At 70.7% G+C, this 12,561-nt stretch carries 12 protein-coding genes; 6 read left to right on the top strand and 6 right to left on the bottom strand.

Annotated features, from left to right (window positions below):
* Nucleotides 1-24: 24 nt before the first annotated feature.
* Both dapD and ACX80K_RS17555 read left to right on the top strand, forming a co-directional pair.
* Nucleotides 25-993: a 2,3,4,5-tetrahydropyridine-2,6-dicarboxylate N-succinyltransferase gene (dapD, locus tag ACX80K_RS17560; RefSeq protein ID WP_459273198.1), complete on the top strand. Its 969-nt coding sequence runs from the start codon at nt 25-27 to the stop codon at nt 991-993.
* A gap of 64 nt (nt 994-1,057) precedes the next feature.
* The gene (locus tag ACX80K_RS17555; protein WP_459273217.1) at nt 1,058-1,873 is read left to right on the top strand and encodes a hypothetical protein; all 816 of its coding nucleotides are present in this window, start codon (nt 1,058-1,060) and stop codon (nt 1,871-1,873) included.
* A 69-nt stretch (nt 1,874-1,942) separates the two neighbouring features.
* On the opposite strand, the gene ACX80K_RS17550 is transcribed toward ACX80K_RS17555, so the two are convergent.
* Nucleotides 1,943-2,554 (bottom strand): hypothetical protein, encoded by a 612-nt coding sequence (locus ACX80K_RS17550; protein WP_459273197.1) that lies wholly within the window; start codon nt 2,552-2,554, stop codon nt 1,943-1,945.
* A gap of 302 nt (nt 2,555-2,856) precedes the next feature.
* Here ACX80K_RS17550 and ACX80K_RS17545 point away from each other — a divergent pair, with 302 nt between their 5' ends.
* Nucleotides 2,857-4,737, top strand: a complete 1,881-nt coding sequence (locus ACX80K_RS17545; RefSeq protein WP_459273196.1) for a polysaccharide deacetylase family protein — start codon at nt 2,857-2,859, stop codon at nt 4,735-4,737.
* A 136-nt stretch (nt 4,738-4,873) separates the two neighbouring features.
* Entirely contained in the window at nt 4,874-5,890 is a 1,017-nt protein-coding gene (gene galE, locus ACX80K_RS17540) for a UDP-glucose 4-epimerase GalE (RefSeq protein ID WP_459273195.1), read from the top strand.
* A gap of 64 nt (nt 5,891-5,954) precedes the next feature.
* On the opposite strand, the gene ACX80K_RS17535 is transcribed toward galE, so the two are convergent.
* The 3 genes from ACX80K_RS17535 to fdxA all read right to left on the bottom strand — a co-directional run bounded on the left by ACX80K_RS17535 (nt 5,955) and on the right by fdxA (nt 8,888).
* A complete protein-coding gene (locus ACX80K_RS17535) occupies nt 5,955-7,238 on the bottom strand; it encodes a citrate synthase (protein WP_459273194.1) in 1,284 nt (427 codons plus the stop codon).
* A gap of 123 nt (nt 7,239-7,361) precedes the next feature.
* Nucleotides 7,362-8,561 carry a succinyldiaminopimelate transaminase gene (dapC, locus tag ACX80K_RS17530; RefSeq protein ID WP_459273193.1) on the bottom strand — a complete coding sequence of 400 codons (1,200 nt, stop codon included), beginning with the start codon at nt 8,559-8,561 and terminating at the stop codon, nt 7,362-7,364.
* A complete protein-coding gene (gene fdxA / locus ACX80K_RS17525) occupies nt 8,562-8,888 on the bottom strand; it encodes a ferredoxin (RefSeq protein WP_043440973.1) in 327 nt (108 codons plus the stop codon).
* 145 nt (nt 8,889-9,033) lie between these two features.
* Between fdxA and ACX80K_RS17520 the strand changes: the two genes are divergently transcribed.
* Nucleotides 9,034-9,303 carry a putative acetyltransferase gene (locus ACX80K_RS17520; protein WP_459273192.1) on the top strand — a complete coding sequence of 90 codons (270 nt, stop codon included), beginning with the start codon at nt 9,034-9,036 and terminating at the stop codon, nt 9,301-9,303.
* Between the two features lie 45 nt (nt 9,304-9,348).
* Nucleotides 9,349-9,843 carry an ArsR/SmtB family transcription factor gene (locus ACX80K_RS17515; protein ID WP_459273191.1) on the top strand — a complete coding sequence of 165 codons (495 nt, stop codon included), beginning with the start codon at nt 9,349-9,351 and terminating at the stop codon, nt 9,841-9,843.
* Between the two features lie 50 nt (nt 9,844-9,893).
* Here the strand turns inward: ACX80K_RS17515 and ACX80K_RS17510 are convergent, their stop codons facing one another.
* Both ACX80K_RS17510 and typA read right to left on the bottom strand, forming a co-directional pair.
* A complete protein-coding gene (locus ACX80K_RS17510) occupies nt 9,894-10,418 on the bottom strand; it encodes a hypothetical protein (RefSeq protein ID WP_459273190.1) in 525 nt (174 codons plus the stop codon).
* An 8-nt stretch (nt 10,419-10,426) separates the two neighbouring features.
* Entirely contained in the window at nt 10,427-12,343 is a 1,917-nt protein-coding gene (typA, locus tag ACX80K_RS17505) for a translational GTPase TypA (protein WP_104179162.1), read from the bottom strand.
* Nucleotides 12,344-12,561: the final 218 nt, after the last annotated feature.

Genomic DNA, 12,561 nt, shown 5'->3' with positions numbered 1-12,561 from the left:
CTATCCCTCGGTAGACTGGGGGCCATGACTCCTCCCCTGCCCAGCCCGTCCCTGCCCTCCACCCCGCAGCGGTCGGCCGGTGGCACCGGTCTCGCCACGGTGGCCTCGGACGGAACGGTCCTGGACACCTGGTTCCCCGCGCCCTGGCTCGGCGAGGGTGGCACCACCACCCGCCTGCGCGACGAGCTGGAGGCCCTCGCGGCGGCCGGCGTGGACAATGCGCGCAGGGTGACCCAGCGCGTCGTCGACCTGACGATCGACCCCGACGCCGCCCCGGCGGGCACGGAGGACGCGTACCTGAGGCTCCATCTCCTCTCGCACCGCCTGGTGCAGCCCAACACCGTCAACCTCGACGGCATCTTCGGGCTCCTGCCCAACGTCGTGTGGACGAACCATGGACCCGCACCCGTGCAGGACTTCGAGACGGTCCGTGCCGCGCTCCGCGCCCACGGCCCCGTCCTGGTGCACGGGGTGGACAAGTTCCCGCGCATGGTGGACTACGTGGTGCCCGCGGGCGTCCGGATCGCCGACGCGGACCGGGTGCGCCTGGGCGCGCACCTCGCCGACGGGACCACGGTGATGCACGAGGGCTTCGTGAACTTCAACGCCGGCACCCTCGGGCACTCCATGGTGGAGGGCAGGATCTCCGCGGGGGTCGTCGTCGGGGACGGCTCGGACATCGGCGGCGGCGCCTCGATCATGGGGACCCTCTCGGGCGGGGGCAAGGAGCGCATCACCATCGGCGAGCGGTGCCTGCTCGGCGCCGAGTCCGGCGTGGGCATCTCCCTCGGGGACGACTGCGTGGTCGAGGCCGGGCTCTACCTCACGGCGGGCACGAAGGTGACCCTGCAGGACGGGACGCTGGTGAAGGCGAAGGACCTCTCGGGCGAAGCCGGCATCCTGTTCCTGCGCAACTCCGCCACCGGTGCCGTCGAGGCGCGCCCCCGCAGCGGGGAGGGCATCGCCCTCAACCCGGCGCTGCACGCCAACTAGCGTGGCTCCGCGGGGTCCCTCCGCCGCCGTCCGCCGCCGCAGGCGACGGCTCCGGACCGGTGCGATGCTCACCGCGCTGACGGCCGTCGTCGTCGGCGGGACCGTCCTCGCCGTCCACCAGCTGGACGGCAGCGAGGTGCTCGTGCGGGAACGCTGCAGTGCCACGGTGGGCGCCGAGACGTTCGAGCTCACCCCTCCCCAGGCCGCGAATGCGGCACTGATCTCCGGCGTCGCCGTGCAGCGGGGGCTTCCGGCGCGCGCGGCGACGATCGCGATCGCGACGGCGATCCAGGAGTCCCGGCTCGAGAACATCGACTACGGGGACGAGGCCGGGCCGGACTCCCGGGGCCTGTTCCAGCAGCGCCCCTCGCAGGGCTGGGGCTCCGAGGAGCAGATCATGATGCCCGTCTACGCCGCGGGTGCCTTCTACGACGCCCTCGTCCGGGTCCCGGCCTACGAGGCACTGCCCATCACCGAGGCCGCGCAGACGGTCCAGCGGTCCGCCTACCCGGACGCGTACGCCGACCACGAGCCCGAGAGCCGCGCCTTCGCCTCGGCACTGACCGGCAACTCCCCCGCCGCGCTCGAGTGCACCCTGCGGGAACCGACGGCCACGGGCGAGCCCCTGGCCGTCGCGACGGCCGCGGAGGAGGTCTTCGGACCGCTCGGCGGGGTGGTCGAGGGCAACCGGCTCACGCTGGAGCTGGACGGCACGGCCGGCTGGGCCGCGGCGCAGTGGGCCGTGGCGCACGCCTCCGCCCTCTCGATCACCTCCGTGGCGTACTCCGGTCTCGAATGGGTGAGGGCCGACGGCGGGTGGACGTCGACGACGACGGCTCCGGGGACGCTCACCGTCACCGTCGCGGGTGCGACGCCCTGACGCGGCGCCCGGCCGACCGGCGCCTGCCCGCCGGAGGACGCGCCCCATCGGTCCGGCGGACGACCTGCCTCAGGCCAGCATGCGGATGACCGGCTCCACGTAGCTGCGGAACGCGCGCTCGTCGTCGAACAGGTCCTGGCACATGAGGAGCTTGTCGGGTTCCACCCACCAGGCCCGCCGCACACCGAGGGGCAGTTCGACGACCTCGAGCGTGAAGCGGCGGGCGGCGCGGCCCAGTTCGAGTTCGCGTTCCTGCACGAGGCGCGTCAGTAGGCCCTCCATGCTGCCGGCCCCCCGGGCGCCGGCATGCAGGGCGTACTCGGCGCAGCGTTCCTCGGCCCAGTCGATCGCGGAGCCGACCCGTGCGCGCAGCAGCGCCTTGAGGGCCTCCATGCCGTCGAGGGCCTCGAAGAGCGGAGGGACGGGCAGCACGGCGGCGCTGATCGGATGTCCGACGAGGCCGTGCCACCAGGCCTCCCACTCGACCCTCAGTACTGCGGCTCCCCCGGGCCGGGTGAGCCGGTGCGTGTCGATGGCGCGGACGGTGGGGGTCACGGGCGGCAGGGACGGCAGGCCCACGCCGTGCAGCCCTGCACTGTCCCGGAGGTAGAGCGCCACGAGGAGCACCTCCGAGGTGTCCACGGTGAAATGCGCGCTGTAGCCGTGTTCGGGGTACGACATGGGCCTCCTTCAGGACCAGTTCGCCTGGCTCCTACAGTAGACCCGGCGGAGAGGACCCTTCAAAGGCGGAATGGCGCTCGACGCGGGCCCTCAGGACGGGGGTTCCTCCGGCGGCGCCGGCCGGCACGTTCCCGGGGTACTACTGGGGAAACCCTCGAGATGCCCGTACCGAAGCCGAGTGTTGCCCGTGAAGATATGGGTAGCGATCTCGCGTGGCTTCGCCGGAACCGTGTCGTAGGTTGGTCGGTGCCCCGGGACGGCGCGCGTCCGGGAATCCCCAGTTCGGAAACGAGTGCGATGCCATGAGCCACCCAGGAAACGAGACGGCAGCCCCCCGACGGGCGCCCGGTGTCCCGACCGCGGGCCGGTGGTCGGTCTGGGTGGTGACGGCGCTCCTGGCCCTCGCCGTGGGGATCGTCAGCCCCGGCTTCGCTCCCCCGGCGGCCTCCGCCGCCGAACCGACCGTCGTGTCCCTGACGTTCGACGACGGGAACGCCGATCAGCTGATCGCGGTCCAGACCCTGAACAAGTACGCGCTCAAGGGGACCTTCTACGTCAATTCCGGGACCACCGACACGGCGGGCTACCTGTCCCTGGCCGACCTCCGCACCATGAACGCCGCCGGCCACGAGATCGGCGGCCACACCGTGACCCACCCCGACCTGGTCACGCTGCCGTCCGACGAGGCCACCCGGCAGATCTGCAACGACCGCGTCAACCTCACCACCTGGGGATTCCGCGTCACGAGCTTCGCCTACCCGTTCGCCTCCAGCAACCCGGGGATCGAGACGATCGCCAGGAACTGCGGGTACAACAGTGCCCGCGGGCTCGGGGACATCAAGACCCGCTTCAGCTGCGCCACCTGCCCCCTGGCCGAGAGGATCCCCTCGGCGAACCCCTGGAACACCGCGGCCCCCGACCAGGTCGAGAACACCTGGACCCTGGCGGACCTGCAGAACAGCGTCACGCAGGCAGAATCTGTGGGCGGGTGGATCCAGCTCACCTTCCACCGCTTCGGCGGGACCGACCCGCTGGCCGTCACACCGGCGCTCTTCGACCAGTTCGCCGCGTGGCTGAAGACCCGGCCCGCGACCACGACCGTCAAGACCGTCGACCAGGTGGTGGGCGGCACCGTCAAGCCCGCCGTCTCCGGGCCGGCCGTCCCGCCTCCGCCCGTCGGCGGCAACCTCGTGAAGAACCCGAGCCTCGAGACCCTCACCAACGGCGTCCCGCAGTGCTGGAACGCCGGGGGCTACGGCACCAACACCCCCGCCTTCTCCGTGGTGAGCCCGGGCCGCACCGGCCAGCGCGCCGAGCGACTCGTGGTCAGCGGCTACGTGGACGGCGACGCGAAGCTCCTGCCCGCACTCGATCTGGGCGGCTGCTCGCCCCCGGCCACCGCGGGCCGCACCTACAACCTGGGCGCCTGGTACAAGTCCACCGCGCCGACGCAGTTCGCGCTGTACTACCGCACGGGGGTCGGCTCCTGGAAGTACTGGACCTCCAGCCCCTGGTTCGCCGCCTCCGCCACCTACCAGAAGGCGAGCTGGACCACGCCGCCGCTGCCCGCGGGGGCGAACGGCCTGAGCTTCGGCCTGAACCTCTTCAGCAACGGCACCCTCACCACCGACGACTACGAGATGTTCGACACCGCCAACGTGACACCGCCACCGCCTCCGCCCGCCGGGACCAACCTCGTGAAGAACCCGAGCCTCGAGACGGCCGGGACGGGCGCGTTCCCGCAGTGCTGGCAGTCGGCAGGCTTCGGCGTCAACACGCCGGCGTACAGTACCGTGGCCGCGGCCCGGACCGGCACGAAGGCCGAGCGGCTCACCATCACCGGGTACTCGAGCGGTGACGCGAAGCTGACGACGTCGATGGACTCCGGTGCCTGCGCACCCGCGGCCACCGCGGGGAAGACCTACTCGGTCCGCGCCTGGTACACCTCCACGGCGGTGACCCAGTTCGCCCTCTACTACCGGAACGCCTCCGGCAACTGGGTGTACTGGACCTCCGGGCCCTGGCTGGCCGCAGCGGGCACCTACACGCAGGCCAGCTTCACCACCCCGGCGCTGCCCGCCGGGGCCACCGCAATCAGTTTCGGACTGAGCCTGTTCGGCAACGGCACCGTCACCACTGACGACTACGCCATGTACGACACCGTCGGGGCACCACCGCTCTGACGGCACAGCGGATCGCACGACGACGGGCCCGGGCTCCTGCCCGGGCCCGTCGTCGTGCGAGGACGTACCCCGCACCGCACGGGTGTCCCCGTGGGGCGGGGGCCGGGCCGGGCCGGCACCGACCTAGGATGGGGGCATGAAGATCCTCGTTACCGGTGGCAGCGGCTACATCGGCTCGCACACCGTCCTGACCCTGCTCGAACACGGCCATGACGTCGTCGTCGTCGACAACCTGCTCAACTCCACGGAGACCTCGCTCGAACGTGTCGCGACCCTCGCGGGCCGCGCGCCCACCTTCCACCGGGCGGACCTCCTCGATGAGCCCCGGCTGCGCGCCATCTTCGCGGAGGAGCAGGTCGACGCCGTGATCCACTTCGCGGGCCTGAAGGCCGTCGGGGAGTCGGTCGAGAAGCCGCTGTACTACTACTCCAACAACGTCGGCGGCACCCTGAACCTGCTGCGCGTGATGGACGACGCCGGTGTCCGCACCCTCGTCTTCAGCTCCTCGGCGACCGTCTACGGTGCCTCGGAGGAGGTGCCCCTGACCGAGAAGCTGCCGCTCGACGCCGTCAACCCGTACGGCCGCACCAAGGAGCAGATCGAGGACATCCTGACCGACCTCGGCGCCTCCGACGCGCGCTGGAACATCGCCCTGCTCCGCTACTTCAACCCCGTGGGCGCGCACGCCTCGGGGACGATCGGCGAGGACCCCACGGGCGTCCCGAACAACCTCCTGCCCTTCGTGGCGCAGGTGGCCGTGGGCCGCCGCGAGAAGGTCCTGGTGTTCGGCAACGACTACCCGACGCCCGACGGGACGGGGGTGCGCGACTACATCCACGTCGTCGACCTCGCGGCAGGACACCTGGCCGCACTCGACTACCTCGTGGCGCACGGCGGGGTGCACACCTGGAACCTCGGCACGGGCCACGGCTCCTCGGTCCTCGAGGTCCTCGCCGCGTTCTCCGCCGCCGTCGGGACGGACGTCCCCTACGAGTTCGCGCCGCGACGGCCGGGAGACGCCGCCGTCAGCTACGCGGACCCGTCCTCGGCGCTCGCCGACCTCGGCTGGTCCGCGAGCCGGACCCTCACGGAAATGTGTGAGGACCACTGGCGCTGGCAGAAGAACAACCCGCAGGGCTACGCGCAGGGCTGACGGCCCGGCCCGGGAACGACCGCTGCCCCCCACCGGGGTGGGCCGCCCGCCGTCGTGCTGCGGGTCAGTTCGCGGGGTAGTGGCGCTCCGCCTCACCCGTGTACAGCTGGCGGGGCCGGCCGATCTTCGTCTGCGGGTCCTGCATCATCTCGCGCCACTGGGCGATCCAGCCCGGGAGCCGGCCGATCGCGAAGAGCACGGTGAACATCTTCTCCGGGAACCCCATGGCCTTGTAGATCAGGCCCGTGTAGAAGTCCACGTTCGGGTACAGCTTCCGCTCGATGAAGTAGTCGTCGGCGAGGGCCTTCTCCTCGAGCCGCATCGCGATGTCGAGGAGCTCGTCGTTGCCGCCGAGCTTGCTGAGGATGTCGTGGGCCGTGGCCTTCACGATCTTCGCGCGCGGGTCGTAGTTCTTGTAGACGCGGTGCCCGAAGCCCATGAGCTTCACGCCGTCTTCCTTCTTCTTGACCTTCTCCATGAAGTCCTCGGGCTGCATGCCCTTGGCCTGGATGTCGCGCAGCATGTTGAGTACGGCCTCGTTGGCGCCGCCGTGCAGCGGACCGAACAGCGCATTGATGCCGGCGGAGACGGACGCGAACATGTTGGCGTTCGAGCTGCCCACGAGGCGCACCGTCGAGGTGGAGCAGTTCTGCTCGTGGTCCGCGTGCAGGATGAGCAGCAGGTCCAGGGCCTTGACCATCATCGGGTCGAGGTCGTACGGCTCGGCGGGCAGGCCGAAGGAGAGCCGCAGGAAGTTCTCCACCAGGTTCATGGAGTTGTCCGGGTACAGCATCGGCTGGCCTATGGACTTCTTGTGCGCGTAGGCGGCGATGACGGGCAGCTTCGCCATGAGGCGGAACGTGGAGAGTTCCACCTGCTCGTCGTCGAACGGGTCCAGCGAGTCCTGGTAGAACGTGGACAGCGCCGAGACGGCCGAGGACAGCACCGGCATGGGGTGCGCGTCGCGGGGGAAGCCGCCGAAGAAGCCCTTGAGCTCCTCGTGCAGCAGGGTGTGGCGGCGGATGCGCCCGTCGAACGCGCTCAGCTCCTCGGGGGTCGGCAGGTTGCCGTAGATGAGGAGGTAGGAGACCTCGAGGAAGCTGGAGCTCTTCGCCAGTTCCTCGATGGGGTATCCGCGGTAGCGCAGGATCCCGGCGTCGCCGTCGATGTAGGTGATGGCCGACGCGGTGGCCGCGGTGTTCATGAAGCCGGGGTCGTAGGTGACCTGGCCCGTCTGCTTCAGCAGTTTCGACACGTCGTAGCCGTTGTTGCCCTCGACGGCAGGCACCAGCGGCAGGCTGAGCTTCCCGCCGTCGTAGTGCAGGGAAGCAGCATTGTGCTCGGTCATTGGTTCTCCTTCAGGAGCTGGAGCGAGGTCGTCGCCACAAATCATCACTACGCAGGAGGACGTACGTCGCTCCAGGAACAGCACATTCAGCGACAAACGCTACCGTCAGCGAGCCCCTGATCACTAATCCTGCTGCCCGTCCCCGCCGGGAGGCAAGGGGGCCGCCACACGGGGTCCCGCTTCGGTGAGACGCACCGCGGCCGCTGCGATCCGTTCGTCGCTCCCCGTGAGCGCCACGCGGACGAAGCCGTGCCCCGCGTCGCCGTAGAAGGTCCCGGGACCGGCGAGGATCCCGAGCCCGGCGAGCCACCCGATGGTGTCCCACGTGGGCCCGCCGTCGGACGCCCACAGGTACAGCCCGGCGGCCGATCCGGGGATGGTGAGGCCCGCCGCCTCCAGGGCGGGGACGAGCAGCGACCGACGGCGGCGGTACCGGTCCTTCTGCTCCGCCACGTGCGCGTCGTCCCCGAGGGCCACGCGCATGGCCTCCTGCACGGGATAGGGGACGATCATGCCGGCATGCTTCCGGGAGTTCACGAGGTTGGCGACGATCGCGGGGTCGCCCGCGGTGAACGCCGCGCGGTAGCCGGCGAGGTTGGACTGCTTGCTCAGCGAGTAGACGGCCAGGAGGAGTTCGTGCGAGCCGCCGCACACCCGGGGATCGAGGACGCTCGGCACGGGTTCACCGCCCTCCGCGGGATCCCACCGCCCCCAGCCGAGCTCCCCGTAGCACTCGTCGGACGCGACGACGGCCCCGAGGGACCGCGCGTCGTCGACGAGGTCCCGCAGGCCGTCGATGCCGAGCACGTCCCCCGTGGGGTTGCCCGGCGAGTTGATCCAGACGAGGCGCACACGGGCGCGCACGTCGTCGGGGAGCTCGGCGAGGGAATCGGCGGCCACCGGGGTGGCACCGGCGAGGTGGGCGCCCACGTCGTACGTGGGATACGCGACGGCGGGACGCACGACGACGTCGCCCTCGCCCAGCCCGAGCAGCAGCGGGAGCCATGCGACCAGCTCCTTGGAGCCCACGGTCGGCAGGACGTCCTGCGGGTCGAGCCCCGGCACGCCCCGCCGCCGCGCGAACCAGTCGCTGACCGCCGCGCGCAGGGCGGCCGTGCCGTGCGTGGTCGGGTAGCCGTGCGCGTCGGACGCCGCAGCCAGGGCCGAGCGGACGAGGGAGGGCGTCGGGTCGACCGGGGTACCGATGGAGAGGTCGACCACGCCGTCCGGGTGCCGCGCGGCGATGTCCCGGTAGGGCACCAGGGCGTCCCACGGGTAGTCGGGCAGGTGCAGGCCGAAGGGCTTCGGCTCTCCGGCCGTCACCTAGGCGGGCTGGTTCTGGGGCGGGAGGACCGCGATGATCGGGTGGTCGAAGCCCGTGTTGCCGACCTTCGCCGCGCCACCGGGCGAGCCGAGGTCGTCGAAGAACTCGACGTTCGCCTTGTAGTACTCCGCCCACTGCTCGGGTGTGTCGTCCTCGTAGTAGATCGCCTCGACGGGACACACGGGTTCGCACGCACCGCAGTCGACGCACTCGTCGGGGTGGATGTAGAGCGACCGCTCGCCCTCGTAGATGCAGTCGACAGGGCACTCCTCGATACAGGCCTTGTCCTTGACATCCACGCAGGGCTGCGCGATTACGTAGGTCACGTCCCACGCCTTTCCTTGAATCCGGGGTCGGCTGCCGCACCCGCGGTGCGGTTCCCAGCTTAACGCACCCCTCCGGGCGGCCGGACCACCCCGCGGCGGCGCAGGGACCACCCCGCGGGCGCTCCCGGAGGCCTACCCTTGACGGGTGCAGACTCCCGCCGACCTCCTCGCGTCCCTCGCCCCGGGGACGAGGGTCGTGGTGCGGCGCCGCGTGGAGGGCGGGTTCACGGACTCGCTCGGCGATCTCGTCGCACTGGATGCGGCCTCGTGCACCGTGCGGACGCGCAGGGGCGACGACGTCGTCGCACTGGCCGACGTCACGGCGGCGAAGCCGGTGCCGCCTGCTCCCCCGCGCCGCGCGCCCCGGCGCCCGGCGACGGCGGCGGGGCGCCCGCCCGCAACCCCACCTCAGTGATTGGGAGCCGCCAATCGATCGGCGGATGTCCCGTATGATCGGCGGATGGATTCGAACGAGGACCTCCAGGCCCGCGGCCGGGCACTCAGCTCCCCTGTACGGCTCCGCATCCTGCGCCTGTGCCTGCACAAACCGAGGACCAACAAGGAGATCGCGGAGACGCTGGAGCTCAATCCGGCCACGTCCCTGCACCACGTGCGCACCCTGCTCTCCACCGGCTTCCTCGCCGCCGACGACGCCCGGATCGGCAACCGCGGCGCGAAGGAGATCCCCTACCGCGCCACCGGGCTATCCTGGCACACGCGCATGCCCCATTCGGCGCCGGTCCTCGTCGAGACGTTCCTGCAGGAGATCGAGGGGCTGCAGCCGTCGGAGATCGACGTGTGGCGGCTCGGCGTCCGGCTCAACGACGAGCACCGCGCCGAGATGATGGGACGCATCCGCGAGGTCTTCGAGGACTATGCGCGGCGCGGGCCGGACCCGGACGGTACTGCGACGTCGATCCTGCTCGCGCACCACCTGGACCGCGCGGCCGACTGAGCCGACGCGCGGGGCCCCCCGCGCCGGAAGCCTAGCGGCGCGCCGGAAGCCTAGCGGCGCGCCGGACGCAGGAGGACACTGCCGAGGACGACCGCGGCGAGCGTCACCACGAGCACACCGAAGAGCCAGAGGTTCCCCGCCAGGGCCGTGCCCGGAGCGGCGTCGGAGGCTCCCGTGAGGATCAGCGTCTTCGACGACGTCGAGAGCAGCGCCACGACGCCGTACGCGACGGCCCCGGCCACGGCCGTCAGGATGATGCTCCGGGCCCAGAGCCCGGAGAGCAGGAACAGGCTGCCGGCGAGGACGAGGGCCGCCAGCGCCCCGACCGGGAGGGCGGTCCCGCCGAGGTAGACGAGCTGCGCGTGCAGCAGGGTACCGAACACCGCGGCGGCGACGCCGGCTCCCGTCGCGCCGAGGACGGCGGGCACGCGGCGCGGCGGCGGGGGACCTGCGGACGGACGTCGCGATCCTGCGGGGACCGGCGTCGGGGCGCCGGGCGCCCGGGCGGACAGGACCGGGAACGCCGAACGCCGGCCCTCCCCTGCTGGGGAGGAGCCGGCGTCGTCGTGTGCCATGGTGCTGGTCAGGCGCGGGCGCGTGAGCGCGACGCACGCATGCGCTCGTTGGCGTCGAGGATGACCTTGCGGATGCGGATGGTCTCCGGGGTTACCTCGACGCACTCGTCCTCGCGGGCGAACTCGAGGGACTCCTCGAGCGTCAGGTTGCGCGGCGGGGTCAGGTTCTCGAAGGTGTCCGAGGAAGCGGCACGCATGTTGGTGAGCTTCTTCTCCTTCGTGATGTTGACGTCCATGTCGTCCGCGCGGGAGTTCTCGCCGACGATCATGCCCTCGTACACCTCGGAGGTGGGCTGCACGAAGAACGAGCCGCGCTCCTGCAGGTTGATCATCGCGAACGGCGTCACGACGCCGGAGCGGTCGGCGATCATCGAACCATTGGTGCGGTACTCGATGTCGCCGGCCCACGGCTCGTAGCCCTCGGAGATCGACGCGGCAATGCCGGCGCCGCGCGTGTCCGTGAGGAAGCGCGTGCGGAAGCCGATGAGGCCCCGCGCGGGGACGATGAACTCCATGCGGACCCAGCCGGTGCCGTGGTTGGCCATGTTGGTCATGCGTCCCTTGCGGGCGGCCATGAGCTGGGTGACGCCGCCGAGGTATTCCTCGGGGACGTCGATGGTCATGTGCTCCATCGGCTCGTGGATCTTGCCGTCGACGGTCCTGGTGACCACCTGGGGCTTGCCGACCGTGAGCTCGAAGCCCTCGCGGCGCATCTGCTCGACGAGGATGGCCAGCGCGAGCTCGCCACGGCCCTGGACCTCCCAGGCGTCGGGGCGTGCCGTGGGCAGGACGCGGAGCGAGACGTTGCCGATGAGCTCCTTGTCGAGGCGGTCCTTGACCTGGCGCGCGGTGACCTTGGCGCCCTTGACCTTGCCGGCGAGCGGCGAGGTGTTGATACCGATGGTCACGGAGATCGCGGGGTCGTCGACGGTGATGAGCGGCAGCGGCTGCGGGTTGTCGACGTCGGTCAGGGTCTCACCGATGGTGATTCCCTCGATACCGGCGACGGCGACGATCTCGCCGGGGCCGGCGGAATCGGTGGGGACGCGGTCGAGTGCCTTGGTGGCGAGGAGCTCGGTGATCTTGACGCTCTTGAGCTCACCGTTCTGGCGGGCCCAGGCGACGGTCTGGCCCTTGCGCAGGGTGCCGTTGAAGATGCGCAGCAGCGCGAGGCGGCCGAGGAACGGCGAGGCGTCCAGGTTGGTGACGTGCGCCTGGAGGACACCGTCGGGGTTGTAGCGGGGTGCCGGGATGTGGTCGATGATCGTCTGGAACAGGGGCTCCAGGTTGTCGTTGGCCGGCGCCGAGCCGTTGGCCGGCTGCTCGATCGACGCCGCGCCGACGCGGGCCGCGGCGTAGACGACGGGCACGTTGAGGATCAGGTCGAGGTCGAGGTCGGGGACCTCGTCCGCGAGGTCGGACGCGAGGCCGAGGAGGAGGTCCATCGACTCGCTGACGACCTCCTCGATGCGGGAGTCGGGGCGGTCCGTCTTGTTGACCAGCAGGATGACGGGCAGCTTGGCCGCGAGGGCCTTGCGGAGCACGAAGCGGGTCTGGGGCAGGGGGCCCTCGGACGCGTCGACGAGCAGCACGACGCCGTCGACCATGGACAGACCGCGCTCCACCTCGCCGCCGAAGTCGGCGTGGCCCGGGGTGTCGATGACGTTGATGGTGATGGTCTCGCCTTTGGCGGCCGGACCGTCGTAGAACACCGTGGTGTTCTTCGCGAGGATGGTGATGCCCTTCTCGCGCTCGAGGTCGCCGGAGTCCATGACGCGGTCGGCCACGTCGCCGTGCGCAGCGAACGAATTGGTCTGCTTCAGCATGGCGTCGACCAGGGTGGTTTTTCCGTGGTCAACGTGAGCCACGATGGCTACGTTGCGGAGATCGCTGCGGACAGCGGTGTTGCCTGTGGTTTCAGACATGCGTGATTACTCAATTCGGTATCTACTGCGGGGAAAATGACGGCGGCTGCACTGCTCGCCCTCTTACCAGTCTAGGCGCTGGGTAAAAACAGACCTAATGCGCCCTGTCAATGGGCGTCCGAATCAGCTGTGGGCGCACAAACAGGACGACGGCGGGGCCCCTGGCGGGGGGGAGCCCTCCCTGCCCCCCGTGATTCTTCCTCTTCCTGTTTTCCTTT

It is taken from the genome of Arthrobacter sorbitolis, from assembly GCF_054510995.1.
This window is presented reverse-complemented; position numbering and strand designations above follow the sequence as displayed.